The 25850-nt window shown below is 73.6% G+C and carries 24 protein-coding genes and 1 tRNA gene; 8 read left to right on the top strand and 17 right to left on the bottom strand.

The annotated features are described in order from the left end of the window. Positions 1-58 precede the first annotated feature (58 nt). The 5 genes from ehuA to ACZ6ZN_RS12010 all read right to left on the bottom strand — a co-directional run bounded on the left by ehuA (position 59) and on the right by ACZ6ZN_RS12010 (position 4173). The gene (ehuA, locus tag ACZ6ZN_RS12030; protein WP_469645388.1) at positions 59-844 is read right to left on the bottom strand and encodes an ectoine/hydroxyectoine ABC transporter ATP-binding protein EhuA; all 786 of its coding nucleotides are present in this window, start codon (positions 842-844) and stop codon (positions 59-61) included. After that, entirely contained in the window at positions 834-1484 is a 651-nt protein-coding gene (ehuD, locus tag ACZ6ZN_RS12025) for an ectoine/hydroxyectoine ABC transporter permease subunit EhuD (RefSeq protein WP_469645387.1), read from the bottom strand. Before ehuD ends, ehuA begins: the two co-directional genes overlap by 11 nt. Beyond that, positions 1481-2182, bottom strand: coding sequence for an ectoine/hydroxyectoine ABC transporter permease subunit EhuC (gene ehuC, locus ACZ6ZN_RS12020; RefSeq protein WP_451877950.1), 702 nt, complete (start codon positions 2180-2182; stop codon positions 1481-1483). The genes ehuD and ehuC overlap by 4 nt, the downstream gene beginning before the upstream one ends. Beyond that, on the bottom strand, positions 2179-3105 hold the full coding sequence (gene ehuB, locus ACZ6ZN_RS12015) for an ectoine/hydroxyectoine ABC transporter substrate-binding protein EhuB (RefSeq protein WP_469645384.1): 927 nt from the start codon (positions 3103-3105) through the stop codon (positions 2179-2181). The genes ehuC and ehuB overlap by 4 nt, the downstream gene beginning before the upstream one ends. A 120-nt stretch (positions 3106-3225) precedes the next feature. Continuing rightward, on the bottom strand, positions 3226-4173 hold the full coding sequence (locus ACZ6ZN_RS12010) for a D-2-hydroxyacid dehydrogenase (protein ID WP_469645381.1): 948 nt from the start codon (positions 4171-4173) through the stop codon (positions 3226-3228). 306 nt (positions 4174-4479) lie between these two features. On the opposite strand from ACZ6ZN_RS12010, the gene ACZ6ZN_RS12005 reads away from it, so the two are divergent. After that, positions 4480-5208, top strand: coding sequence for a maleate cis-trans isomerase family protein (locus ACZ6ZN_RS12005; RefSeq protein WP_469645378.1), 729 nt, complete (start codon positions 4480-4482; stop codon positions 5206-5208). A gap of 126 nt (positions 5209-5334) precedes the next feature. Further along, on the top strand, positions 5335-6432 hold the full coding sequence (locus ACZ6ZN_RS12000) for an LLM class flavin-dependent oxidoreductase (protein ID WP_469645376.1): 1098 nt from the start codon (positions 5335-5337) through the stop codon (positions 6430-6432). Here ACZ6ZN_RS12000 and ACZ6ZN_RS11995 read toward each other — a convergent pair. Then, positions 6402-8267, bottom strand: a complete 1866-nt coding sequence (locus tag ACZ6ZN_RS11995; RefSeq protein ID WP_398110101.1) for a putative bifunctional diguanylate cyclase/phosphodiesterase — start codon at positions 8265-8267, stop codon at positions 6402-6404. The genes ACZ6ZN_RS12000 and ACZ6ZN_RS11995 overlap by 31 nt on opposite strands. A 307-nt stretch (positions 8268-8574) precedes the next feature. Here ACZ6ZN_RS11995 and ACZ6ZN_RS11990 point away from each other — a divergent pair, with 307 nt between their 5' ends. Continuing rightward, on the top strand, positions 8575-9846 hold the full coding sequence (locus ACZ6ZN_RS11990) for a M6 family metalloprotease domain-containing protein (protein ID WP_398110102.1): 1272 nt from the start codon (positions 8575-8577) through the stop codon (positions 9844-9846). An 80-nt stretch (positions 9847-9926) separates the two neighbouring features. On the opposite strand, the gene ACZ6ZN_RS11985 is transcribed toward ACZ6ZN_RS11990, so the two are convergent. The 7 genes from ACZ6ZN_RS11985 to ACZ6ZN_RS11955 all read right to left on the bottom strand — a co-directional run bounded on the left by ACZ6ZN_RS11985 (position 9927) and on the right by ACZ6ZN_RS11955 (position 16219). After that, positions 9927-10000, bottom strand: a tRNA-Lys gene (locus ACZ6ZN_RS11985). Further along, on the bottom strand, positions 9991-10626 hold the full coding sequence (locus ACZ6ZN_RS11980) for a bifunctional DNA primase/polymerase (protein ID WP_469645371.1): 636 nt from the start codon (positions 10624-10626) through the stop codon (positions 9991-9993). Before ACZ6ZN_RS11980 ends, ACZ6ZN_RS11985 begins: the two co-directional genes overlap by 10 nt. Before the next feature lie 148 nt (positions 10627-10774). Next, a complete protein-coding gene (locus ACZ6ZN_RS11975) occupies positions 10775-11143 on the bottom strand; it encodes a hypothetical protein (protein ID WP_398110104.1) in 369 nt (122 codons plus the stop codon). Between the two features lie 139 nt (positions 11144-11282). Further along, positions 11283-12617 carry an AAA family ATPase gene (locus tag ACZ6ZN_RS11970; protein ID WP_469645367.1) on the bottom strand — a complete coding sequence of 445 codons (1335 nt, stop codon included), beginning with the start codon at positions 12615-12617 and terminating at the stop codon, positions 11283-11285. Then, positions 12614-14206, bottom strand: coding sequence for a hypothetical protein (locus tag ACZ6ZN_RS11965; protein WP_469645363.1), 1593 nt, complete (start codon positions 14204-14206; stop codon positions 12614-12616). The genes ACZ6ZN_RS11970 and ACZ6ZN_RS11965 overlap by 4 nt, the downstream gene beginning before the upstream one ends. Next, complete coding sequence (locus tag ACZ6ZN_RS11960) at positions 14197-15315, bottom strand: hypothetical protein (RefSeq protein ID WP_469645361.1); 1119 nt, start codon at positions 15313-15315, stop codon at positions 14197-14199. The genes ACZ6ZN_RS11965 and ACZ6ZN_RS11960 overlap by 10 nt, the downstream gene beginning before the upstream one ends. Continuing rightward, positions 15266-16219: a phosphatase PAP2 family protein gene (locus tag ACZ6ZN_RS11955; RefSeq protein WP_398110109.1), complete on the bottom strand. Its 954-nt coding sequence runs from the start codon at positions 16217-16219 to the stop codon at positions 15266-15268. The genes ACZ6ZN_RS11960 and ACZ6ZN_RS11955 overlap by 50 nt, the downstream gene beginning before the upstream one ends. A 187-nt stretch (positions 16220-16406) precedes the next feature. Between ACZ6ZN_RS11955 and ACZ6ZN_RS11950 the strand changes: the two genes are divergently transcribed. Further along, a complete protein-coding gene (locus ACZ6ZN_RS11950; RefSeq protein ID WP_469645358.1) occupies positions 16407-17000 on the top strand; it encodes a histidine phosphatase family protein in 594 nt (197 codons plus the stop codon). A gap of 143 nt (positions 17001-17143) precedes the next feature. On the opposite strand, the gene ACZ6ZN_RS11945 is transcribed toward ACZ6ZN_RS11950, so the two are convergent. Then, positions 17144-18595, bottom strand: a complete 1452-nt coding sequence (locus ACZ6ZN_RS11945; protein ID WP_469645354.1) for a hypothetical protein — start codon at positions 18593-18595, stop codon at positions 17144-17146. 297 nt (positions 18596-18892) lie between these two features. Between ACZ6ZN_RS11945 and ACZ6ZN_RS11940 the strand changes: the two genes are divergently transcribed. Beyond that, a complete protein-coding gene (locus ACZ6ZN_RS11940) occupies positions 18893-19288 on the top strand; it encodes a hypothetical protein (RefSeq protein WP_398110112.1) in 396 nt (131 codons plus the stop codon). 58 nt (positions 19289-19346) lie between these two features. Next, a complete protein-coding gene (locus ACZ6ZN_RS11935; protein WP_469645352.1) occupies positions 19347-20216 on the top strand; it encodes a spermidine synthase in 870 nt (289 codons plus the stop codon). A gap of 28 nt (positions 20217-20244) precedes the next feature. On the opposite strand, the gene ACZ6ZN_RS11930 is transcribed toward ACZ6ZN_RS11935, so the two are convergent. After that, positions 20245-20775 carry a hypothetical protein gene (locus ACZ6ZN_RS11930; protein WP_451877962.1) on the bottom strand — a complete coding sequence of 177 codons (531 nt, stop codon included), beginning with the start codon at positions 20773-20775 and terminating at the stop codon, positions 20245-20247. 132 nt (positions 20776-20907) lie between these two features. Between ACZ6ZN_RS11930 and ACZ6ZN_RS11925 the strand changes: the two genes are divergently transcribed. Beyond that, a complete protein-coding gene (locus ACZ6ZN_RS11925; RefSeq protein WP_398110115.1) occupies positions 20908-21606 on the top strand; it encodes a response regulator transcription factor in 699 nt (232 codons plus the stop codon). Next, positions 21603-22997, top strand: coding sequence for a HAMP domain-containing sensor histidine kinase (locus tag ACZ6ZN_RS11920; protein WP_469645348.1), 1395 nt, complete (start codon positions 21603-21605; stop codon positions 22995-22997). Before ACZ6ZN_RS11925 ends, ACZ6ZN_RS11920 begins: the two co-directional genes overlap by 4 nt. Positions 22998-23382: 385 nt before the next feature. Here ACZ6ZN_RS11920 and ACZ6ZN_RS11915 read toward each other — a convergent pair whose 3' ends face one another. Further along, positions 23383-24819: a GH1 family beta-glucosidase gene (locus ACZ6ZN_RS11915; RefSeq protein ID WP_469645344.1), complete on the bottom strand. Its 1437-nt coding sequence runs from the start codon at positions 24817-24819 to the stop codon at positions 23383-23385. 115 nt (positions 24820-24934) lie between these two features. After that, positions 24935-25843: a carbohydrate ABC transporter permease gene (locus tag ACZ6ZN_RS11910; protein ID WP_451877965.1), complete on the bottom strand. Its 909-nt coding sequence runs from the start codon at positions 25841-25843 to the stop codon at positions 24935-24937. Positions 25844-25850 lie beyond the last annotated feature (7 nt).

Genomic DNA, 25850 nt, shown 5'->3' with positions numbered 1-25850 from the left:
ATGCCGGCGGCATGCCCCGGTCCGGGCGGTCCGTGTTCTGCCTGGTCACCAGGTGTAGTCAGAGGACTGCGCTGAGGAACTCCCGGGTGCGGTCCTTTTCCGGCTCGCTGAACATCTTCTCCGGCGGGCCCGACTCGATGACGCGACCGGAGTCGAACATCAGTACCTGGTCGGAGATGTCCCGGGCGAAGTTCATCTCGTGGGTCACACAGAGCATCGTGATGTCGGTGGAGCGGGCGATGTCCCTGAGGACGTCGAGCACTCCCGCGACCAGCTCCGGGTCGAGCGCGGACGTGACCTCGTCCAGCAGCAGCACCCGGGGACGCATCGCCAGAGCCCGGGCGATCGCCACCCGCTGCTGCTGGCCGCCGGAGAGCCGGCCCGGGTGCGCGTCGCACTTGTCGGCCAGGCCCACCAGGTCGAGCAGCCCCTTGGCCCGCTCCACCGCCTCGTCCTTGGACAGGCCGAGGACGGTGACGGGCGCCTCGGTGATGTTCCGCAGCACCGACATGTTCGGGAACAGGTTGAACTGCTGGAACACCATCCCGATCTTCTTGCGGACCTCGCGGACCTCCTTGTCGGAGGCCGGGAACAGCCGCTGCCCGTCCACGGTGATGGTGCCCTCGTCGGGCTTGGCCAGCGTCATCAGCAGCCGCAGGATCGTGGTCTTGCCCGATCCGGAGGGGCCGATGAGGGTGACGTGCTTGCCGGCGTCCACGGAGAAGTCCAGGTGGTCCAGGACGGTGTTGTCGCCGAACCGCTTGGTGACCTGCTCCAGCCGGATCAGCTCGCCGGTGCTCCCGGTGGGGTTCTTCTCGGGGTCGGTGCGGATGTCAGTGGGCAAGGCGACGCTCCAGGGCTCGCAGGCCAAGGCTGGCCAGGTAGGAAATGACGATGAAGGCCACGCCGATCAGCGTGACGGGCTCGGTGAACCGGAAGCTCTCCTGCGCGAACAGCCGCGCCTCGCCGAGCATCTCCAGCACCGTGATCGCCATCAGGATCGGGGTGTCCTTGAGCATCGCGATGACGTAGTTGCCCAGGGCCGGGACGACCCGGCGGATCGCCTGCGGCAGGATCACGGCCGTCCAGGTGCGGCGCAGGGGCAGGTTCAGTGCCGTCGCCGCCTCCCACTGGCCGGCCGGCACCGCCTCGATGCCGGCGCGGTAGACCTGCATCGTGTACGTCGAGTAGTGCAGTCCGATGCCGACGACACCCGTGGTGAGCGCCGAGAAGGCCACGCCCCACTCGGGCAGCACGTAGAAGAGGAAGAACAGCTGCACCAGCAGCGGGGTGTTGCGGACGAACTCCGTGACCGCCCCGACCGGCCAGGTCACCCAGCGCGAGGGCACCCGCATCAGCAGCGCCCACACCAGGCCCAGCGCGAAGGAGATCACCGAGCCGAACAGCAGCGCCTGAAGGGTGACCAGCAGGCCGTCCCAGAAATGCGGCAGGAAGTCGGAGACCGCGCTCCAGTCCCAGTTCATCGCACCGCCTCCACCACGACCGGCTCGGGCGCCCGCGTCGCACCGCCGGGCCCCTTCCCGACGCCCGCCTTCAGCTTCCGCTCCAGCCCGCGCATGCCCCGCGTGAGCAGGAACGCGATCACGAAGTAGATCAGCAGGACGTACGTGTAGATCCCCGCGCTCTCCTGGAGCGCCAGCCGCACCAGATTGCCGCTGAACGCCAGGTCACCCATGCCGATGATCGACACCAGGGCGGTCCCCTTGAGCAGTTCGACGAGCAGGTTGGAGAACGGCGGGATCATCTCCGGCACGGCCTGCGGCAGCAGGATCAGCCGCATCCGCTGCCAGGGCGTGAAGCTGAGCGCGATCCCGCCCTCCCTCTGCGCCGGGTCGACCGCGTTCAGCGCGCCGCGCACGATCTCGGAGCCGTACGCCCCGTAGGTCAGGCCGAGTGCCAGCGTGGCCGCCCACAGGGGCACGAGCTGCCAGCCGAAGGTGATCGGCAGCACGAAGAACACCCAGAAGATCATGATCAGGGCGGAGGTGCCGCGGAACACCTCGGTGTAGAAGCCCGCGAGGAAGCGGACGATCCACAGCCGGTGCGTGCGGGCGATGCCGACGACGAAGGAGACCGCCGTGGCCAGCAGTGTGCCGAGGACGAGCAGCTGGATCGTGACCCAGACGCCCTTGAGTACCAGTTCCCACAGTCCCGAGGTCATCCGCCGCACAGCTCCTTCGCGGTCAGGTCCGTCATCTCGTCCTCGGTGAAACCGAAGGGCTTGAGGATGCGGAACAGCTCGCCGCTCTTCTTGAGCTTGCGCAGCTCCACGTTGAAGGCGTCGCGCAGGTTCGTCTCGGTCGGCCGGAAGGCGAACGCGCCCCCGTCGACGTGGGGTTTGCCGCCCACCAGGGGCTTGAACGGCTCGGTCGCCTCCGCCTTGGCGGACTTCTTCACGACCTCGCGCACGGTCAGCGCCGTCCCGGCGAACACGTCCACGCGTCCGGCCTCGACGGCGTTGAGCCCCGCGACCTGGTCCGGGACGATGAGGATGTCGCTCTCCTCGTACCCCGCCTCGACGGCGTACTGGATCTCCGCGTAGCCGGTCCCGGTGGCGAACGCGGCCTTCTTCTCGACGACGTCCTTGTAGCTGCGCAGCCCCTTGGGGTTGCCCTTGCGCACGATGAACGCGTCGAGCATCTGGTAGTCGGGGTCGGAGAAGACGACCTGCTCGCAGCGCTCGGGGTTGACGTACATCCCGGCGGCGACGACGTCGAACTGCTGGGAGTTCAGGCCGGGGATGAGCGAGCCGAACTCGGTCGGCACCGGTTGCACCCGGTCGACGCCGAGCCGCTTGAAGATCACTGCGGCGAGTTCCGGTGCCTCGCCGGTCAGTTCGCCGTTCCTGTCGATGTAGCCGAACGGGATCTCGCCGGCGATCCCCAGGCGGACGACGCCCGCCGCGCGGAGCCGGTCGAGGAGGTCACCGCCTTCGACGTCCGAGGCGGTGGCGACCCGGCTGCATCCGGTGGCGCCCAGCGCGCCGAGCGCCGCCACCCCCGCGAGCAGCGACCGGCGTGTGGGTCTCGGACCGGGCCTCGGTATGTGTTCCGGACTTCTCGGGCTTCTGTGTGGTGGAGCCATGGGCGCGCGGCTACCCGAACGCCTCCGGGTTATGCAGGTCTTTTCAAGCCCCGCACGCCTGCCGTACGGACCGGCCGGCCGGGCCCGGTGCCCGCGGGGACGTCCGCCCTCCCCGGCACGTCACGGCCCGGGGACGTATCCGCGGCTCTTGTCCACCACGTTCCTCAGTGGCTCACCGGCCGCCCACCGTTCGAAGAACTCCACGAACTGCGCCGCGAGTTCGTCCCTCCAGCCCTCGATGTCGCCGCTCATGTGCGGGGACACGATCAGGCCCGGCACCCGCCACAACGGGCTGTCCCCGGGCAGTGGTTCGGCCTCGAAGACGTCCAGGGCGGCCCCGGCGATCCAGCGCTTCTCCAGGGCCTCGGCGAGGGCCTCCTCCACGACCAGCGGGCCGCGGCCGACGTTGACGAACCGGGCGGAGGGCTGCATCACGCCGAAGCGGCGCGCGTCGAACATGCCGCGCGTCCGCTCCGTGAGGGGTGCCGCCGCGATCACCCAGTCGGCGCGGGACAGCAGCCGGTCCAGGTCCTCCGGGCCGTGCACCCGGGCGCGCGCGGTCCGTCCGACCAGTGCCGTCGTGACGCCCAGGGCCTTCAGCGTGCGGGCCACGGCCCGGCCGACGGGACCGGACCCGACCACCACCGCCCGGCTGCCCGCCACCTTCCGGGACTCCCGGTGCCGCCAGGTCCGCTCGCGCTGGAGGTCCAGCGTCCGGGGCAGATCCTTGGCCATGGCCAGCACCAGCGCGGCGACGTACTCGGCGACCGGCTGGTCGAAGACCCCCCGTGCGTTGGTCACCACCGTGTCGGAGGCGGTGAGTCCGGGGCACATCAGATGGTCCACACCGGCACTCGCGGTGTGCACCCAGCGCGGGCGCGGGCCCTCGCCCGGCCAGGCGTCCGCCACGGCCCGCGAGGTGAAGTCCCACACCAGCAGGACGTCCGCGTGCGGAAGGCGCCGGGCGAGTCCGGCCGCGTCGGTGTGCTCGACGCGGGCGCGTCCGGTGAGCCGGCCCAGACGGGGGAGCGGCTCGGCGTCCAGGACGAGCAGGGTGGGGGTGGGCATGAGCAGCCGTTCCTCCAGCCGTTCGGCGGATCCGGCCGGCGCGGACGCCGGGCGGGGACGGCAAGGGGCCCGGAGCCGGCCGGGCGGGGACCCGGGCGGACCGACCACGCTGGCACCCCGGGCCGCGGCCGTCAACACACACCGTCGCCCGCCCGTCGCCCCCCGTGAGACCGGTGCCCCGGCGGGGGCCGCGCCCCGCCGCACGACCCCGCGAACTCGGCCAACCCGGTGACGGAGATGGGCGGCGCTGCGCCGACTGGGTACCCGGTCCCCCGTACGGAAAGCAGAGCAGCAGGAAGGCTGGACATGACAGCGCTGGGATTCCTCTACCCGGGCCACTCCGCCGACGACGACTATCCGCGCATCGAGCAGCTGCTGGGCAGCGACATCCGGGTGGACCTGGTGCACACCGACCTCGGTGAGGAGACGCACCGGATCGACACGGCGGCGGCGGGCGACGCGGCCGGGCGCCTGGCGGCCGAGGTGCAGGAGCTGCGGCACGCGGGTGCGGACGCCGTGGTCTGGGCGTCCACGAGCGGCGGTTTCGTGCGCGGCTGGGACGGCGCGCAGGACCAGGTCCGCACGCTGGCCCAGGCAGCCGGCATGCCCGCCTCCTCGACGTCCTTCGGCTTCGTGCACGCGGTGCGGGAACTGCGGGTGCGGCGGGTCGCGGTCGGTGCCGCCTACCCGGAGGACGTGGCGCAGCTCTTCGCGCAGTTCCTGCGCTCGGACGGCGTCGACGTCGTCTCGGTGCACGCCTCCGGCGGCACCGCGGCCGCCGCGGGCGGCTGGGGCGAGGACGAACTTCTCGCCCTCGCCCGCGCTTCCGACCACCCCGACGCGGAGGCGCTCCTGCTGCCCGGCACGGACCTGCGCACCGCCGCCCACATCCCGGCCCTGGAGAAGGAACTCGGCAAGCCGGTCCTCACCGCCAACCAGGTCACGGTCTGGGAGGCCCTGCGCCTGTCGGACCGCCGCGTGAACGCCCCCGAGCTGGGAGCCCTCTTCACCCGCGAACCGATCGTCCAGGTCTGATCGTCCAGGCCTGACGCCGGGGCGCCGCCCGGCCGGCCGGGTCCCCGTGGTCCGGGAACAAACGGAGACAGTCCCCTGTTACAGCCGGAACGACAGCACACGGCCCACAGCAGGAGGCACCCCACCGTGGCGGCAGACGAGATTCGCGGCGCAGCGCAGGGCAGCGCCCCCGTCCCCCTCTCCGTACTGGACCTGGTCACCGTGGGGGCCGGCCGGACCGCCTCCGACGCGCTGCGCACCAGCGTCGAACTGGCCCGCCTCGCCGAGCGCCGCGGTTTCCACCGGTACTGGGTCGCGGAGCACCACTCCATGCCGGGTGTGGCCTCCTCGTCCCCGGCCGTGATCCTGGCCCACCTCGCCGCCCACACCGACCGCATCCGCCTCGGCTCGGGCGGGGTGATGCTGCCCAACCACGCCCCGCTCGTGATCGCCGAGCAGTTCGGGACGCTGGAGGCCATGGCCCCCGGTCGCGTCGACCTCGGTCTCGGCCGCGCCCCGGGCACGGACGGCGCCACCGCCGCCGCCCTGCGCCGCACCGAGCGGCTGAACGAGGGCGCCGACGACTTCCCGGAGCAGCTCGCCGAGCTGATCCGCTTCCTCGACGACGACTTCCCCGACGGGCACCCCTACCGCCGCATCCACGCCGTGCCGGGCCCCGTGCAGGCCACGTCCCCGGGCGGTGTCCAGTCCCCGCACCGCCCGCCGATCTGGCTGCTCGGCTCCTCCGGCTTCAGCGCCCGGCTGGCCGGCGTCCTCGGGCTGCCCTTCGCCTTCGCGCACCACTTCTCGGCGCAGAACACCGTCCCCGCGCTCGACCTGTACCGCGAGTCCTTCCGGCCGTCCGCCGTGCTCGACCGGCCGTACGCCCTCATCGGCGTCTCCGCGCTCGCCACGGACGACGAGCGGGAGGCCCGCCGCCAGGTGCTGGCCGCCGCCCTCAACATGGTCCGGCTGCGCACCGGCCGCCCCGGCCTGGTGCCCACCCCCGGGGAGGCGGAGGCGTACCCGTTCAGCCCCATGGAGCGCGAGTTCGTCGACTCCTGGAACGCCAACGTCGTCCACGGCACCCCGGACGAGGTCCGCTCCGGCCTGGACGACCTGGCCAAGCGCACCGGCGCCGACGAACTGATGATCACGGCCAACGCGCACGGCGCGGACGTCCGCGTCCGCTCCTACGAGCTGATCGCCGACGCCTACGGATTGCCGACGCCCGCCTCGGCCTGAACGCCCGGCGTGCCCAGCAGCTCGGAGATGCGGTCCGGCGGCACCGGCCGGGAGTAGAGCCAGCCCTGCCCGGTGTCGCAGCCGATGCTGCGCAGCCGGGTGGCCTGCGCGGAGGTCTCCACGCACTCGGCCGTGACGGTCAGCCCGAGCCGGTGCGCGAGCTGGATCATCGCCTCGACGACCACCTGGTCGGCCGGGTTGGCCCGCGCGGCGGCCTCCCGGTCGTCGTACTGGAAGCCCCGCACGAACGAGCCGTCCAGCTTCAGCGCCGACACGGGCAGCCGGCTCAGGTAGGCGAGGTTGGAGTAGCCGGTGCCGAAGTCGTCGATGGCGATGCGCACGCCCATGTCGCTGAGGGCCTTCAGCGTCTGCAACGGGCGGCCCGCCGAACCCATCACGGCCGACTCGGTGAGTTCCAACTGCAACAGGCGCGGTTCGAGTTCCGTCCCGGCCAGGACCTCCGCCACGTCCGCCACCAGGTCGGAGTCCCAGATCTGGCGCACCGCCACGTTCACGCTGACGAAGATCGGCGGCTCGCCGGGGTGGTCCAGCTGCCAGCGGCGGGCCTGCTCGCAGGCCGTGCGCAGCACCCAGCGGCCCAGCGGGACGATGGAGCCGTCCTCCTCGGCCAGTCCGATGAACCGATTCGGCGTCAGTACGCCGAACTGAGGATGATTCCAGCGGATGAGCGCCTCGACGCCGTGCAGCCGGTCGTCCTCCATGCCCACCAGCGGCTGGTACTCCAGCCGGAACTCGCCCCGGTCGATGGCCGGGCGGAGCGTGGAGGCGAGGGCCTGCCGGGTCATGCGGTGCGCGTTGCGCTCCGGGTCGAACAGGGTCCAGCGGGCCTTGCCGTCGGCCTTCGCCCAGTACAGCGTCGTGTCGGCCGCCTGCATCAGGGCCGTCGGGGTCGTCCCGGCCGCATGCCGTTCGACCACCCCGATCGATGCCGAGACCGACAGCCGCTGCCCGGAGAGGTCGAACGGGTCCTGAACCGCGCGCAGCGCCGACTCGGCCAGCTCGGCCAGCTGTTCGGTACCGGTGGAGTCCTCCACGAGCAGGGCGAACTCGTCCCCGCCGAGCCGGGCGACCAGCGGGACGGTGGTCCGGGAGTGCCCGGCCTCGTCCGCGCAGCGCATGAGGCGCTCGGCGACGGCGGCCAGCAGCCGGTCGCCCACGCGGTGGCCGAGGGTGTCGTTGATGGCCTTGAAGCCGTCCAGGTCCAGGTAGCACAGCCCGATCCGGCCGGTGCCGCTCTGCTCGTACGACTCGGCTTCCAGTGCGGCGGACAGCCGTTCGAAGAACAGGGTGCGGTTGGGCAGCCGGGTCACCGGGTCGTGCATCTGCAAGTGGCGCAGCCGGGCCTGGAGTTCGCGGCGGGCGCTGATGTCGGCGACCGACAGCAGGACGCCCTGGTCCTCGGCCGGCAGGGGGGCGACCGTCACCTGTACCCACAGTGAGTGCCCGTCGGGGTGCTTCAGGCGGCGGGTGCAGCGCAGCCGGGACTGCCGGCCGCGCAGCACCTCGCGGTAGGCATGCCAGGTGCGCGCGTCGGAGGTGAGGTCGACCAGATCGGCGGCGGCCGATCCGGCGAGTTCGTCCGGCCCGCTGCCGAGCAGCGCCGCGAGCGCGTCGTTGGCGCTGACGACGGCGCCCTCGCGGTCCACGACGGCCATGGCGAGCGGGGCGGCCGTGAAGACGGAGCGATAGGGCTGCCGTGACGGGGTCTCGGTACGGGGAGACGTGTCGATCTCACTCTCTGTGACGACCGGCCGGTCGAGGTCTGCCGCGGGCGCCGGTCCTTCTGAGGTTCCGCTCACCGCTCGCTCCCGCATGTATTCGATCTCTGTCCGTGCAGGAAAGGTCAGGAAAGTGTGCCGATCATAGAGGCTGGCCCCAGGGCCTTCCAGCCGGTGTCCGGCGTTCCGGTCCGGTCCACGCTGGTGGCAGATCGTTTCTGCTCGGCCTTGGACGGCTTCTTCAGGCCCCCGACCAGTTGTGACGTTCCGTGAGTGCTTCGGGGGCGTCGTCGTTCGCATTTCTTCGGCCTCTTCACCCGACCGGTGCAGGCAAACAGGGCGCAGTACGACAAATCATCACAGTCTGGGTGCGGTGTCCCGCGAACCGTACCCGGAGGTACCTGTGCCGCGTCAGTTCCCGCGCGCCCGATGGCGCAGCACCGCGGCCGTGTTCACCACCATGTCCGCGCTCGCCGCCACCTCCCTCGGTGCCGGCCCCTCCTCCGCCGGAGACGGTTCGGCCGCGCCCTGCGCCCTGACGCGTACCGACGCCCACCACTCGGAGGGCCTGGACACCTGGAACGCCGCCTATCCGCGGCCGGACCGGTCGCTGAACGCGGTGATGGTGTTCCTGTCCTTCCCCGACTCCCACCCCCTGACCACCCCGCAGGAGCTGACCGCCGACCACTTCCCGGCGACCACCCGCTTCTTCGAACGCGCCTCCTACGGCCGCTTCACCCTGCGCCCGCACCCGCTCCGCCACTGGATCCGGATGCCGCAGCCGTCCACGGCCTACGACATACAGCGCGACTGGGACCCCGGCCGGCGGGCCGCGTACCTGCGCGACGCCCTGTCCGTGGCCGATCCGCAGGTCGACTTCTCCCGCTACGACGTCGTGTACTTCGTCGCCGACCCGGACGCGCCCGGCGTGGACTCGGACGCCACCAAGGTGGTGAACCTGACGAGCCCGCTGCGGGCCGACGGCACCGATCTGCGCCGGGTCGTCACGGTGTTCGAGCAGCACCCGCCGGACCGGCTCGTCCTCGCCCATGAGACCGGGCACGTGTTCGACCTGCCCGACCTGTACCACCGTCCCGCCGACGGCAAGGGCGACTGGGACACGCATGTCGGCGACTGGGACCTGATGGGCAGCCAGTTCGGGCTCGCTCCGGACCTGTTCGCCTGGCACAAGTGGAAACTGGGCTGGCTCGACCCGAGCCAGGTGCGCTGCGTGCAGGACGCCGGTCCGGCCCGGCTGACCCTGGAGCCGCTGACGGCGGGCGCCGGTCCGGCCCCTGCCGGTGCCGCCGGGGCCCAGGCCTTCGGGCTCGGGCGCGGCACCAAGCTCGCCGTGGTGCGCACCGGGCCCGACAGCGTGCTCGCCCTGGAGGCGCGGGGGCCGGTCGGCAACGACGCCGAGGCCTGCCGGGCGGGGGTGCTGGTGTACCGGGTGCGGGGCGGGGCGCAGTCGGGGGGCGGCCCCATCGAGGTGATCGACGCCCATCCGCGTACCGAGGCGTGCTGGGAGAACTCCGTCTACCCGCCGCTGGCGGACGCGCCGATCGCCCTCGGTGAGAGCTTCACCGTGCCGGGGGAGGGGGTGCGGGTGGAGGTCCGGGTGGAGGGGCGCACGGCCTCGGGTGCCTGGACCGTGAAGATCAGGGTGGGCCACTGACCGAGGCGCCGCGGCATCGCGACCCGTCACGCCCGCACGCGAAAGGCCCCTCGCTGCTGCGAGGGGCCTTTCACCGTCTGTGCGCCGCCAGGGACTCGAACCCCGGACCCGCTGATTAAGAGTCAGCTGCTCTAACCAACTGAGCTAGCGGCGCCTGCTGACGTCGTAGACCTTAGCATCCTGGTCGGCGGGAGGAAAAATCGAAATCCGCACGGCCGAGCGGGCCGCCCGCACGGCCGCCCACAGCAGCACCTCGGGCCCGGGGAGCCAGGGCTGACGGGTGTCGGGGGCGACGAGCCAGCGCGAGCCGGACCGGGCGGCGGCGGGGCCGTCGCCGGCTCCGGCCGGGAGGGCCGTGGGGCCGCTGTACGCCGGGGCCGGGACGGTCACCGCGTCGCCCGTGCCGTGGCACAGCAGCGGCGGCACCGCGTCCGTACGGCCCCTGTCCCCGCCGTCGCGGCCGTGCGCGCCCCACTCCTCCCACTCCAGCAGCGCCGGCAGCCGCTGGGCCGTGCCGGGGGCGGCGAACAGCAGCATGCGGCCGCGGAACTCGGCGACGGGTCCCGAGCCGGGGCCGTCGCCCCACAGCCGGTCCAGCATCCGGCGCCCGAAGATCGCGGGCGCGCTGACCACGTCGAAGACCGAGCCGCAGGGCAGGACGACCGGTGCGCCCGGCCGCTCGTCCCACAGGGCGAGCGTGCTCCGCGGATACGTTCCTGCCGAGGCGAGCCAGGCGGCTCCGTCCGGGGTGACTTCGGAGGCGTTCCATGTGCTGCTCATGGCACACAGGTCTACCGGCCGTGAGCGGGCGGTTCCCCAGGGTTGCGGGAAATCGGGACAGCCGGGGGTGAGGGGGAGTATCTTGCCCGCCTGGCATATGCCAGGTGATCGTCGGGCCGGGCCGGGTCGCGACCGGGGGGGGGCGGGCTCAGACGGGGTCGCCGGGACCGCGGCCCTCGGCCTCGCCGCGCATCAGGTCCCGCCCGAACTCCACCATCTTCTTGGCGTAGTCCTCGGTCCACTCCGCCCGGTCGGCGATGTCCGCCGTGGTCAGCCGATCGAACCGCCGCGGATCGGCCAGCTGCGCCGCCGCCATCGCCTGGAACTCCAGCGCCCGGTCCGCCGCGGCCCGGAACGCCAGCGTCAGCTCCGTCGCCCGGGCCAGCAGCGCCCGGGGGTCGTCGATCGACTCGAGGTCGAAGAAGTGCTCGGGATCGGAGGCCGCCTCCGCGGGCTCGAACAGCAGGGGCGCGGGGCGTAGCCGCGGCTCGTTCCGACGCGGCGTGGGCTCCGCCATGTCTTCTCCTCCTCGTACAGCGCGCACGGCCCGCCCGGCGGATCGGGCCACCGTCCATTGTCGCGCGGCGCGCAAGTGGGCATCGCGAACGCGGACGACCCGCCGCACCACCCGGCGCCCGTCGTGCCATTCCGGTCCGCTACGTCTCCCATGCCACCCGGTGTTCGCCGAGGTGGGCCAGGACCGCGTGGTTGGCCTCCCAGCCGTCCGGGAACTTCACCACCGTTCCCAGCTGGACCGGTTCCGTCGACGGATAGTCGTCCAGCAGGTCCGTGACGCCCGCCCGGCAGACGACGATGCAGGCGTGCCGGTGGCGGGAGGTCAGGACGCAGAGGCGGCCGGTCTCCAGGTGGAACGCCGTGGCGTCGGGGCGGCCCGAGAGGGGATGCAGCACCACCGTGACGTCGTACTCGCGGCCCTGCAACCGGTTCGCCGTGTCCACCACGAGGTCGGTGACGCCGAGGCCGGCCAGGGCTGCGCGCACCGCCGCCGCCTGGTCCCGGTGCGCCGTGCCGACGGCGATCCGGTCGGCCGTGAGGGGCGAGGGGTCCGGCGAGCGCTCGGAGGTCGCCGCCCCACCGCGCTCCAGCAGGCGGCGGACGACCCGGGCCACCGCCGCGACCGCCTCCGGGTCCGTGCGCGGGGTGTGGCGGGCGGGCAGCTCCAGCAGCCCCCAGCCCGACGCCGCCGCCTCGTCGATCACCCGGTCGGTGCCCGAGCCGTCCGACGGGACCGCGAAGGCCAGGGCACGGTCGCCGTGGCCGGTGCCGCTGCGGAACGGCGTGTACGGGTAGAAGGCGTCCGACACCAGCGGGGCGGCCGAGGCCGGGAGCCGCCAGGAGACCGGCAGGCGGTGCTGGGGCAGGTCCGGGTTGTGCGCGAGCAGGGTCGTCACCGCGGAGGCCGACGGGTCGTACGTCAGGCCCGCCCACTGCTCGCTGCCCACGATCGCGAACGGGTCGAGCTGCCCCGGGTCGCCCACGAACAGCGCCCGCTCGAACAGCCCGGCCACCGCGAGCAGCGCGTCGGAGCGCATCTGGTACGCCTCGTCGACGATGGCGTGCCGCCACGGCTCGTCGGTCTTCACATGCGCCCACTTCGCCGCCGTCGAGAGCACCACGGCCAGACCGGCGAGGTCGGCCGCCTTGGCGGACGTGCGGACGTTGTCCAGGGCGTCGAGCGCCTTGTCGTACGGGTCGGCGTCGCTGCTGTGCAGCCGCCCCACCGGAAGGTCGGAATTCTTCTCGGCGAGCCGCAGCACCAGGTCGTCGACCTGGGCGTTGGTCTGCGCGACCACCATCAGCGGGCGGCCCGCCTCGGCCAGCTCCAGCGCCGCGCGGACGACCAGCGTGGACTTCCCGGCGCCCGGCGGGGAGTCGACCACGACCCCGCGCGCGGTGCCGTGCAGCGTGTCGTGCAGGATCGCCTCGGTCGCCCGGCCCGCGGCGATCGAGGTGTCGAACACCGTGGTCACAGCACATCCTCCTCGGTCACCGGATCGGCGGCCTCCAGGGTCGCCTCGCCGGGCGGCCCGCCGTGCGTCCACGGCGTCTCCTCCGGGTCGGGCAGCTTCGCCCCGCCCCGCTGCTCGTGCTCGAACAGCGTGAAGCAGACCCGGTCGCCCTTCTCCGGCATCGACCCCGGCTCGGGCTCCTTGCCGCGGCCCATCTTGTCGAGGATCCGCAGCACGACGCAGGCGCCGTCCTCCTCGGCCGCGACGAACTCCGCCGACTGCGGCTTCCCGCCCAGCGACCGGTACACCTTCGTCCGCTCCCCGAGGTACGGCCGGTCCTCCGTGCGGACCGTGACCAGGGGGCGGGGGCTCGGGCGCTTGCCGTCGCTGTACGCCATCACCACGTCGGTGACCTCGCCCGCGAACGCCTCCCCGGACAGCCGCCGTCCCGCCATCACCAGCGGGTCGTCGAGGGCCTCCTGCGCCTCCAGACGGGCCTGCTCCCGCTCGCGCGTGGCCAGCTTGTTCGCCGCCGTCACCGCGTCGTCGCGGCGCGGCTGCGGGGGCTCGCCGGCCAGCACCCGGTCGCGGTGGCCCGTGAACGACCAGCGGTCGCGGGTCCACCGCTCCGCCACGTGCGCCCCCTCGGGCAGCCCGCGCAGCAGGTCGACACCGCGCCACACCGCGTCCCAGGTGGGCCGGGTCCGGCTCAGCACCAGGTCGCGGATCTCCCGCTCGGCGGCGCTCACCGCGCCCAGCCGGTCGTCCGCCTCCAGCCCGTCCTCGGCGGCCTGGAGGGCCGTACGGGCGTGGTCGTAGCGCTCGATGGCCGGGGCGAGGAGCTTGTTGTCGAACGCCGGGTCGGTGGCGGGGCCGGCCGGCGGGCAGCGCAGCTGGCCCCGCTCGTCCCGCTCCAGCTCGGCCCGCAGCGCCGCCTCGGCACCGGTGGCGTCCGCGGGCGGGTCGATCCAGGCGAGCAGCGCCCCGAGGTGCTGGTCCTCCAGCGTGGACTGCCCGGTCGCCCAGTGACGGCCCAGGACGTCGGTGATCGCCAGCAGCAAGGAGGAGCCGGGCACCCGGGCCCGCTCCCCGAAGTGCGTCAGCCACCGGCCGAGCAGCGGCACCCTCGGCGGCGCCGGGTAGGGCGCCTCGGGCTCCTGCTCGGCCGTGCGGCGGAACCGCGTGGAGCGCCCGAGCAGCCGTACCAGGTCGATGCCCGCCCGGCTCGGCACGATCAGCTGCGGCGCGTCCGCGCACAGGTCGACCTCGACCTTGACGCGCTTGCCGGTCTCCGGGTCCGTCTCCGTGCGCTCGGCGGTCTCGACGACCTCGCCGTAGGCGTCGACGTAGGGCAGCACCACGTCCGCCAGGTCCGCCAGGAAGCCGAAGCGCAGGTCGCGGTCGCGGGGCTGCGGGACGACCAGCAGGCGCGGCGCGTCCCGGTCGGTGCCGACCAGCGCGCCGAGGGGGGCGCCCGCCTCGCCGGCGGTGGTGAGCGGCACGAGGACCAGGGGGTGATCGGACAGGTGCCGGTGGCGGACGGTGGCGGCGGGCTGGGCGCGGCCGGTGCTGATCGCCTCCAGGCGGGCCAGGGTGGAGATCAGCGACACGCCGCCTCCAGCGCCTCGGCGCGCAGGGCCGCAGCCCGGCGCAGCGCCGCCACCGCCGGGTCGTCCGGGTCGCCGGCCTCGCCGCGGGCCGCTGCGAGGACCTCCTCGACCGTCGTCAGACCGCCCAGCTCGGCGCGCGCCGGGCGGCCGAGCGTGGTGACCGCGCCCGACGCGCGCGACCGGGACCGGCAGTGGAAGGCCAGCTCGCAGGCGGACAGGCACTCGGGCGCGTACGTCGCCGGGACGGACTCCACGGCCGCCGTCAGCTGCTCGGCGGGCAGCTCGGGGGAGAAGCAGGTGCCCTCCGGGAGGGCGTCGGCGATCTCCTCGAGGCGGGTCAGGCGGGCCAGCTGGCGGGCCGTCACCGCGCGCTGCTTGCGGATGTCCACGGCGGAGGCGGCCGGCAGGTTGGAGAAGTCCCGGGGGCAGACCAGCAGGATCCGGTGCCGTACGCGCGGGGCGGGCTCCAGCCGCGCGGCGACCTCCTCCAGCGCCAGCACGTACACCGCCGCCTGCCGGGCCGCCGCGCCGACCTTCGCCGGGTCCGCCGAACCGTCCAGCAGCGGGAAGGACTTGATCTCCACGACCGTCCAGCTGCCGTCCGGGTGCACCACGACGGCGTCCGGCTCCAGGTACGCCGGGGAGCCCGCGACGTCCAGCGCGAGCATGGGGTGGTCGAGCAGCGTCCACGCGCCCGGGTGCGCGGCGGCCTCCCGCAGCTCCAGCGCCGTACGGGCCGTGCGCCCCTGGGGGCCGGTCGCGGTCAGGTCGGGCACGCGCGCGGCGGCGGGGGGTTCCGCGGAGCGGTCCAGCTTCTCGTGCACCAGCCGCAGCAGCTCCGCGCCGCCGTCGGCCTTGACTTTCGCCTCGAAGGCGTTGCCCCGGGTGAGAGCGAACTGCGACTGCCCGAAGGCCGACGGCGAGCCGAGCGCGTCGGCCAGCACCGCCTTGTTCACCCCCGCCCCGTCCAGGATCGCGCGGCGCGCGCAGCCGGGGTTGGCGGCCAGCGCCGCCAGAGCACGCGCGTCCAGTGCCTTCGCGGGTGCGTCGCCGCGCAGCTCAGCGAGCCGGTGTCGGAGCGCCGTCCCCCGCGTCCTGGGGGGAGGCACTCGGCTCGGCTCCGGCTGCGAGCCGCGCCTCGCGCTGCCGTGGAATTCGCTCACCCGCGGAAGTCTGGCATCCGGCACTGACAATCGGGGAACCAGCGGCGGGAGAGTCCGCCGGGAGGGCTGTGGCCGCCGTGGCGAACGCGGCCTTCACACGGTCGGCGGCGCGCATCACGACCGGCGCGAGGAGCAGACCGGCACCCATGACGAGGGCGCCCGCGGCCGCGTCCAGGAAGTAGTGGTTGGCGGTGCCCATCACCACGATCGTGGTGATCAGCGGGTAGGCGACACCGGCCGCCTTCATCAGGCGCGTACCGCCGAAGCGCCACAGCATGACCCCGCACCACAGGGCCCAGCCCACGTGCAGGCTCGGCATCGCCGCGTACTGGTTGGTCATGCCGCCCATGCCGCGCGGCGCGCTGGCCGCGCCGCCCCACCAGCCGTAGGAACTGTACTGGGCCATCGTGTCGACGAAACCGTGGCCGGCGTCGAGGAGCCGCGGCGGGCAGGTCGGCAGCAGCGTGAAGCCGATCAGGCCGATGAGGGTCGAGGTCATCAGCCAGGTGCGGGCGGCGCGGTAGCGCACCGCGCGGGAGCGGAAGAGCCACACGAGGACGACCGGCGTGACCACGTAGTGCAGCGAGGCGTACCAGAAGTCGGCGGGTATGCCTATCCAGGGCTCGCGCGTGAACAGGCGGTTCAGCGGGTGCTCGGCGTTGAGGTACAGCGCCTTCTCGATCCGCAGGATCGCCAGGCCGTGGTCGACCGCCGTGGAGACGTCACCGCGGGCGAGCAGCCGGCCCGCCGTGTAGCACGCGTACACCAGCAGGATGAGCGGCAGCTCCGTCCACCAGCGCAACCTGGGCGCAGGGGCCGCCTCGGTGCCCGGTGTCTCGGTGTGCGGCATCCGATCGCCCTCCCCCTTCGTCCTCATGTGCAGCCGGTCGGCGTGCCACTTTACGGCGTGTACGCACGCCCCGGGGGGCGGCCTCCGGACCTCGAAGACGCAGGGAGTGCCCCCCGGGTTGCCCGCGGGCGGCGTGCGCGATGATGGAGAGGAGTCCCCCTCGCGTCGTATTCCGGAAAGGTTCCCCATGGCCGCGCGCATCCTCCTGGCCCGCCACGGACAGACCGCGTGGTCCCTGTCCGGCAAGCACACGGGCCGGACCGATGTACCGCTGCTGGAGGAGGGCCGCAGCGGCGCCAAGCTGCTCGGCGAGCGCCTGCACCGCGCGCCGTACGACGGGCTGGCCGGGGTCGAGGTGCGCAACAGCCCGCTGGCACGCGCGCGTGAGACGTGCGACCTGGCCGGTTTCGGCGATCGCGCCCGCACCTGGGACGCCCTGCTCGAGTGGGACTACGGGGCGTACGAGGGCATGACCCCGGCGGAGATCCAGGCCGTCCGGCCCGGCTGGCTCATCTGGCGCGACGGCGTCCCGGGGGGCGAGTCGCTCGCCGAGGTCACGGCCCGCGCGGACGAGGTGGTGTCCTGGGCGCGCTCCGCCGACCGTGACGTGCTGGTCTTCGCCCACGGGCACATCCTGCGCTCCATCGGGGCGCGCTGGCTGGGGCTGCCGCTCGACTTCGCGGCCCGCATCCGCCTCAACCCGACGTCGCTGTCGGTCCTGGGCTGGGCGTACGGCGAGCCGGCGATCGAGAGCTGGAACGACCTGGGGCACCTGGCCTGAGGCGCCGCGGCCCCGGCCGGCCCGGGGCACCGCGGCGGCCGCTGCGGTCCGCTCACCGTCGCCGGCGTGGACGGGGACGACCGCCGTCGCCCGTGTCGGATGATCCGGGCGTCGCGACGCCCGGATGACGCGAGCGACATGCCTCAGGCCGTGCGCGGCAGCGAGGCGTGCCGGTCCAGGAACGCCGACACCCCCGAGGCGCGGCGGTGCGGCAGCAGCACCCGTGCCGTGGCCGCCAGCATCGTCTGGATCCGGGACGACTGGACCTCCTCCAGCAGGTCCAGCACCCGCATCCCGGCCACCGCCGCCTCGTCCGGCCGGCCGCCCCGGGCGAGATCGTCCGCCAGTTCCGCCGTGTACAGCGCGATGTTCCGCGTGAAGTGCCGGTCCTGGAGCTGCGCCGCCCGGCGCGCGTGCCGGGCCGCCCGGGGCCAGTCGCCGAGCGTCGACCAGCACTGGGCCTCCAGCCCCTCCAGTTCGGCCTCGCCGTAGAAGCTCATCCACTCGGGGTCGGCGTCCGAGGGGCCGCGTGCGAAGAGGGTCTGCGCCCGGGTCAGGGCCTGCTCGCACGCGACGCGGTCGGCGAGTCCGGCCCAGCCGCCCGCCTCGCGCAGCGCGAGCAGCGACATCAGCCGGGCGGAGCCCACCGGCCGGGCGACGCGCTGCGCGGCCTGGGCCGCCCGGACCGCCTCGCGCGGCCGGCCCGCGTCGCGCGCGAGGAACGCCGTGTTGCAGAAGGCGTGCGCCTCCAGCCCCGGGTCGCCGGTCATCCGGGCGGTCGCCAGGGCCTCGGCGTAGTGGGAGCGGGCGTCGTCGAAGCGCCCGGAGTCGTGCGCCAGCCAGCCCACGGAGATGGCCAGTTCGCCCGCGCCCGAGTAGAGGCGGTCCGCGGTCGTCTGCCGGGTCGCGCCCGCGTCGAGCAAGGCGTAGGCCGCGCGCAGGGGGGCGGCGGCGCGGCGGTAGAGCCCATCGGCCCCGTGCCGGTCGTCGAGCAGCCGGATCCGGCGGACGGCTTCCTCCAGGGCGCCGGCGTCGCTCGCCCCGGCGCGGCGAACGGCGCGCTGGGCGGCCGAGGCGTCCCGGGAGAAGCCGGCGGGGCCCAGCGAGGCGGCGGCCACCGTGGCGCCCCCGCTGGTCATGAATGCGCGACGCAGCACGTCGCTCTCCTCGTAGGTGTCGTGCGGGTGGTACAGGTCGTACGGGTTCCGCGTTTCATACGGCTCGCACACCCTGTTGGTCTCACTGGGGGCGTCCGCCGGGTCCGGGGTGTGCGTCGGGGGCGTGTCCTCGCTCTCGCGCGCCCGGCGTCCGCGTACGGACGAGCGGGGCGCGAAGCCCAGGTCGGTCAGCGTTCGGCCCGGGAACATGTGCAGGAACACCCGCTCGTACGCGTAGTTGGGGCAGCGGATCTCGCCGGCCTCGACCCGTCCGACGTAGCGCGCGTCACAGCTGACCTGCTCCCCGATCTCGAGTCCGGCCCGGCGGATCGCCGCGGCGAACTCGGCCGGCGAGCGCCGGCCGCGCAGCCGCCGGAAGACGGGGTTCGGCCGTGCGGGCCGGTCGGGCTGCGACGAGGCCGTCGTGGACGACGCCATGGCCGGGTCCTCTCGTGCGAACCGTCGAACCATGCCGGGCTTGGGCGAGTTGCGTGCGTTGTCCGCGGATCCGCCTGGTGTCCGGCGGGCAAGAACGTACCTGCTGTGTCGGAGTCCTCACGCTGTGTTTGGCTACAAACCGGATATCTCATCCGTGATCTGCCATGAAGTGCCATCCTTTGTGGCTGACTTCTGCCGTAGCCGTTGACGCCCTGCCGCGTTGAACCGGTGGACCGGGAGGAGGCCCCCGTCTCCCGACCGCTTGTCCGAGCAGGGGTTCTCGTGGTGGAGGCCGGGATGGAAGCCAGCCGGATCGACGATTCTCGTACGCCGCCGTGCAGACCGGCGGTGGGCTGCGACGTGGTGACGGTGCCGGCGCGGCAGGGACTGGAGGCCGTCGACATCCTGCGGCGCGCCCCCGGGGACGCCGTGGGGCCCGTGCTGCACGACGACGGGGGCGACACGCTCGGCTTCCTGGTCCCGCCCGGGACCGCTGCCGGGTGGGACGTCCCCGGCAGCACCTGCACCCGCACCGACGGCCGGGGAGTGCGCCTGGCGCCCGAGCCGCCGGTGGAGGGCTCCGACTGGCTGCTGCCGCCCGGCGAGGCGGACCTCGCCACGGACCCGGCCGTCCTGCGCGAGGCCCTGGACGAGGCGGCCCGCATGATCAGGGCCGCGGACAGCTGCCGCTGACGGCCCGCCCCGGGCGGAGCGTGGGCCCGGCCCGCCGGGCGCCCGCGATAATGGCCCGATGGGAAAGTCCAGGAGCGGCCGGCGCAGACAGGCCGGTGAGCAGACCGTCGTCGAGCAGGTCGACGGCGGACTCGCCGAACTGATACCCGACCGCGAGCGCAGCCGGGCCTGGACCCTCGAGATCGACGGAGCGCCCCAGTCCCACGTCGACCTGGACGACCCGGCGTACCTGTCCTTCGAGTACCAGCGACGGCTCGGCCATGTGATCGACCTCGCCGCCCCGCCCGGCCGCCCCCTGCACGTCGTGCACCTCGGCGGAGGAGCCCTCACCCTCGCCCGGTACGTCGCCGCCACCCGGCCCCGCTCCACCCAGCAGGTCGTCGAACGGGACGCGGCCCTGGTGCGGCTGGTGCGCCGCGAGCTGCCGCTGGACCCCAACGCGCGCATCAGGGTGCGGTCCACCGACGCCCGGGAAGGGCTCGCCAAGGTGCCGGACGGCTGGGCGGATCTGGTCGTCACGGACGTGTTCGGCGGGGCCCGCACACCGGCCCACCTGACCTCGACCGAGTTCCTCGACGGCGTCCGCAGGGTGCTCAAGCCCGGCGGTGTCCACGCCGCCAACCTCGCCGACGGGCCGCCGCTGACCCATCTGCGCGGCCAGATCGCCACCGCCGCCGCCCGGTTCGCGGAACTGGCCCTGGTCGCCGACCCGGCCGTCCTGCGCGGCAAGCGCTTCGGCAACGCCGTCCTGGTCGCGTGCGACCACCCGCTGCCCGTCGCCGAACTGACCCGCCGCGCCGCCTCCGACCCGCATCCCGGCCGGGTCGAACACGGCCGGGCGCTCACCGACTTCGCCGGCGGGGCGCTCCCGGTGACGGACCTCGCGGCGGTGGCATCGCCCGCGCCGCCCCCGTCGGCGTTCCGGTGACCTCACCGGCCGTGGGCCGGCCCGCCGGTCAGTAGGTGCCGATCTCCACGCGGGGCGGGCCGTCGTGCCAGGTGCAGAACACCGACACCCGGTCCGCGCCCGAGGCGAACTCCACCCGGATCCACGACTCGGTCTTCCACACCTGCATCGACCAGCCCGCGCCGGGGGTCGCCGAGACGAGGGAGGCCGACGCCTTGCCGAGGTCGAAGACCGCCCGGCCGCCCTCGGTGTCGTAGCTCTTGACCTCGCCCGTGGCGGCGGGGGCCGCCGTGGGGGAGGGCGCGCGCGACGGCCCCGGCGTGCGCGCCGGGGCGGGGCTCGGCTTGCCGGACGCCGGCGGAGTGCCGGGCGTCCGGCGCTTCGGCGGGGGCGACTTCGGCGACGGAGCGACCGGCGGCTCGGACACCCGGGCGGCCGCGTCGGCAGCCTTGATGGGCAGGGCGCGCGGCGGATCGTAGGCGGTGCCCGCCATCACCGTGTGGACACCCCACCACGACAGCGTGACCGCCGCGCCCGTGGCGAGCAGCCAGGCCATCACGTGTACGAGTCCTCTGCGCATCGCGGCCATACTGCCTCACCGGTCCCACGTGTTGTCCACAGAGCAAGCCCGCCGGGAGGCCGGCCGCCGCGGTGACGGGGAGTTGTCCACAGGCCCGTACCGGGCGGTTCGGGATGGCGTACGGTGCGGCGCATGGCAAGTGTGCTCGTGGTCGAGGACGACCAGTTCGTACGCTCGGCGCTCATCCGCCACCTGACCGACGCCGCGCACACCGTGCGCAGTGTGGGGACGGCGCTGGAGGCGCTGCGCGAGGTCGCCCATTTCCGTTTCGACGTGGTCATCCTGGATCTCGGACTGCCCGATCTCGACGGGTCCGAGGCCCTGAAGATGCTGCGCGGCATCACGGACGTGCCGGTGATCGTCGCCACCGCCCGGGACGAGGAGACGGAGGTCGTCCGGCTGCTCAACGCGGGAGCGGACGACTACCTGACCAAGCCCTTCTCCGTCGAGCACCTGTCGGCCCGCATGGCGGCCGTCCTGCGCCGGGCCCGCTCCCGCCCGGGGGAGCAGGAGACGTCGCCGGTGCTCCGGGTCGGCGGGCTGACCGTCGACCCGCTGCGCCGCCAGGCCGAGCTGGACGGCACGCGACTCGACCTCACCCGCCGCGAGTTCGACCTGCTCGCCTTCCTGGCCCGCCGCCCCGGCGTCGTCGTCCCCCGCAAGGAACTGCTCGCCGAGGTGTGGCAGCAGTCGTACGGCGACGACCAGACCATCGACGTCCATCTGTCCTGGCTGAGAAGGAAACTGGGCGAGACGGCGGCCAACCCCCGTTATCTGCACACCCTTCGGGGCGTCGGTGTGAAGCTGGAACCACCGGGGGCGCCGCGATGAGGTGGGCCCTGGTCAAGGTGTCGCTGGCGGTGACCACCATGGTGGTGCTCGCCTTCGCCGTGCCGCTCGGCCTCGTCATCCGCGAGATGGCCCGGGACAGGGCCTTCTCCAACGCCGAGCGGGAGGCGGCGGCCGTCGCCCCCGCCCTGTCCATCACCACCGACCGCGACCAGCTGGAGCGTGTCGTCGCCTCCGCCGGCTCCGACGCCGGAATGGCCGTGTACATACCGGCCGGTGACGGCCAGCAGGCCCTGGAACTGGGCCGGCAGCGCGCCGCCGGTCAGGACATCGCGGCCGTGCGCAGACTGGGCCGCGCCTCCACGACCGGCGTCCCCGGCGGCTCCACCCTGCTCCAGCCGGTCGCGCTCAGCACCGGAGAGATCGCGGTGGTCGAGGTGTACGTGCCGGAGTCGGAGGTCACCAACGGCGTGGGCACGGCCTGGGCGGTGCTCGCCGCGGTCGGCGTCGCGCTGATCCTCGGCTCCGTCGCGGTCGCCGACCGGCTGGGCGTGCGCATGGTCCGGCCCGCCCAGCGGCTGGTCGAAGGGGCCGGGGAGCTGGGGGAGGGCAAGCTCGGTGCCCGCGTGCCCGAGGAGGGCCCGAAGGAACTGCGGCTCGCGGCCGTCGCGTTCAACTCCATGGCCGACCAGGTCGTGCAGCTCCTGGCCAACGAGCGGGAGCTGGCCGCCGACCTCTCCCACCGGCTGCGCACGCCCCTGACCGTGCTGCGGCTGAACACCGCCTCGCTGGGCGAGGGACCGGCCGCCGACCAGACCCGCACCGCGGTCGAGCAGCTGGAACGCGAGGTCGACACCATCATCCGCACCGCCCGCGAGGCCAAACCCCAGACGGCCGCGGCCGGTCCGGGCGCCGGCTGCGACGCGGCGGAGGTGGTGCGCGAGCGGATGGCCTTCTGGTCGGCGCTCGCCGAGGACGAGGGGCGCAAGTGGCGGGTGGCCGGGGCCGACCGGCCGGTGCGCATACCCGTGGCCCGCGCCGACCTGGCCGCCGCGCTCGACGCGCTGCTCGGCAACGTCTTCCGGCACACCCCGGAAGGCACGGCCTTCGCGGTCGACGTGCACAACGGCGAGGACGCGGTGATCGTCCTGGTGTCCGACGCCGGACCCGGCATACCCGACCCGGAGGCCGCGATGGCCCGGGGAAGTGGTTCGGGGAGCGACGGCTCGACCGGGCTCGGCCTGGACATCGTGCGCCGCCTCGCGGAGTCGACCGGCGGGGACGTGCGCATCGGTTCCTCGGTGCTCGGCGGCACCGAGGTGCGCCTCTGGATCCAGCCGGCCGGGCGGGCGCCCGCGGGCAAGGGTCACCGGCAGATGCGGCGCCGCCGCCCCGGCCGCCTGACGGCGGCACACCGCTCCCGCACCCGATGACCGCCGCGTACGCCGCCCCACCACCGCAGGTCACCCGGGCCCTGAGCGGCCCTGAGCGCCCGAAGCGGCCCGACGAGGGCGGCGGAGGGGCCCTGGGCGATGTCCCGGCCGTGCCGGACGCCCGGGCGATGCCGTCCCCCGGGACGGCCCCCGTCCCGGCGATCACCGACGGCGGCTACCGACCGCCCGAGAGAGGGCTGACTGCCTGAGAGAAGGCTGACTGCCTGAGAGAAGGCTGACTGCCTGAGCAAGGGCTGACCGCCTGAGCGGGGGCTGACCGCCCGAGCGAGGGCTGACCGCCCGAGTGAGGGCCACCGCCCGTCGTGCGACGGGGAACGGGGCGCGGCACTCCCCTAAGCGTGCCGCGCCCCGTTCCCCGCCGGGATCAGAACGCCTGCACCTCGGGCAGCATGCCCGTCCGGGCCGCCTGTCCGTACCAGTGGGCGCTCGTCTTCGGAGTGCGCTCCAGCGTCGCGTAGTCGACGTACACCGCGCCGAAGCGCTTGCCGTAGCCGTACGCCCACTCGAAGTTGTCCAGCAGCGACCACAGGAAGTAGCCGCGGACGTCCGCGCCGTCGGCGATCGCGCGGCGCACCGCCGACAGGTGGCCGTGCAGGTAGGCGACCCGCTCCGGGTCGTGCACCCGGCCGTCCGAGTCGACCTTGTCGTCGTAGGCCGCGCCGTTCTCTGTGATGTACAGCGGCAGACCCGGTGCCTCGCGGGAGTAGCGCATGATCAGCTCGTGCAGGCCGGTCGGGTCGATCGTCCAGCCCATCTCGGTGCGCTCGCCCGGGGTCTGGTGGAAGGCCACGTCGTCCACGCCCGGCCACGGCGAGTGCTCGCTCGCCCCGTGCCCGTCCGCCCGGGGCCCCTTGGTGGCCGGGTCCGCGGCCGACACCAGCGAGGGCGTGTAGTAGTTCAGGCCCAGGGCGTCCAGGGGCTGGTGGATCTGGTCCAGGTCGCCGTCGAGGACGAACGACCAGTCCGTGACACCGGCCGTCGCGGTGAACAGCGACTCCGGGTAGGCGCCGTGCAGGATCGGGCCGTGGAAGACGCCGCTGGCCAGGTCGTCGATCTTGCGCGCCGCCGCCAGGTCCGCGGGGTCCTGCGAAAGCGGCCGGACCGCGGCCGAGTTGAGGGCGATCGCCACCTGGTTGCGGGCGGGCATCACCGACCGCAGCGCGACGGCGCCCAGGCCGTGGGCGAGGTTCAGGTGGTGCGCGGCACGCAGCGCGGCGAGCGGGTCGGTGCGGCCCGGGGCGTGCACGCCCGAGGCGTACCCCAGGAACGCGGCGCACCAGGGCTCGTTGAGGGTCATCCAGTGCTCGACGCGGTCCCCGAGCGCCTCACCGACGAGCTGCGCGTACTCGGCGAACCGGTACGCCGTGTCCCGCTCCGGCCAGCCGCCCGCGTCCTCCAGTTCCTGCGGCAGGTCCCAGTGGTAGAGGGTGACGGCCGGCTTGATGTTCTTGTCCAGCAGCTCGTCGACCAGCCGGCGGTAGAAGTCCAGGCCCTTCTGCACGGCCGGGCCCCGCCCGGTCGGCTGCACCCGCGACCACGAGACGGAGAAGCGGTAGGCGCCCAGGCCCAGGTCCGCCATCAGCGCCACGTCGTCGCGGTAGCGGTGGTAGTGGTCGACGGCGACGTCGCCGTGCTCGCCGCCGGCCGTCTTGCCGGGCGTGTGGCTGAAGGTGTCCCAGATCGACGGCGTACGGCCGTCCTCCCGCACCGCGCCCTCGATCTGGTACGCGGAGGTCGCCGCGCCCCACAGGAAGGCAGGAGGGAAGGTCACCGCGGTGGCCGTGTTCTCGGAGTCAGGCATGGAAGCGCTCCCAAAGAGGTCGTGGAGACCGGAGAGTGAAGAGGGAAGGGAGGGAAGGGGAGGAGGACGAAGGAGCGGGGCCGGAGCGGCACCGGCCCGGCCCCCGGGGGAAGAGCTACCCCTTGACGGCGCCCTGCATGATGCCGCCCACGATCTGCTTGCCGAAGATCGCGAAGACCAGCAGCAGCGGCAGCGTGCCCAGCAGCGCACCCGCCATGATCAGGGACTGGTCGGGCGTGTAGCCGCGGCCGAGACCCGCGATGGCGACCTGCACGGTGGGGTTGCCGGTCTGGGTCAGCACCAGGAACGGCCACAGGAAGTCGTTCCAGGCCTGCACGAACATCAGCATGCCGAGCACCGCCATCGCGGGCCGGGCCGTGGGGAACACCACGTGCCACACCACGCGCCAGCTGCTCGCGCCGTCCACCCGGGCCGCCTCGATGATCTCGTCCGGCAGCGCCTGGATCAGGTACTGCCGCATGAAGAACACACCGAACGCGCTGACCAGCGAGGGGAAGATGACCGCCTGCAACTGGTCGGTCCAGTCCAGCTCGGCGACCATCATGTACAGCGGGATCACGCTGAGCTGCGGCGGCACCATCATCGTGCCGATCACCACCAGCATCAGGGCGTTGCGGCCCTTGAACCGCAGCTTGGCGAAGGCGAACCCGGCGATCGTCGACAGGACCACGATGGTCGCCGCCGAGATCCCGGCCACGATCGTGGTGTTGAGGAACGCCTCACCCAGATTGGCGTCCCGCCAGGCGATCTCCAGGTTCTTGAACAGGTTCGCGCCGAACCAGAACGGCGGCGGCGTCTCGGCCAGCCGCTGGTTGTCCCGGGAGGCGGCGATCGCCGTCCAGATCAGCGGGAAGAGCGAGACGAGGGTGAACAGGCCCAGGATCACGTAGGCGACCGGACCGGCGTGCAGGGTGCCGCCCGCCCGGGCGGACTTGGGCAGACGCGAGCGCTTCGCCTGCGGGGCGGGGGTCTTCGTCTCGGGGGGCGTCACAGTCGTCGTCACGGCCACA

Source organism: Streptomyces sp. NPDC053665 (assembly GCF_055585285.1).
The sequence above is the reverse complement of the archived record's forward strand: the minus strand, read 5'-3'. Positions and strand labels throughout refer to the sequence as shown.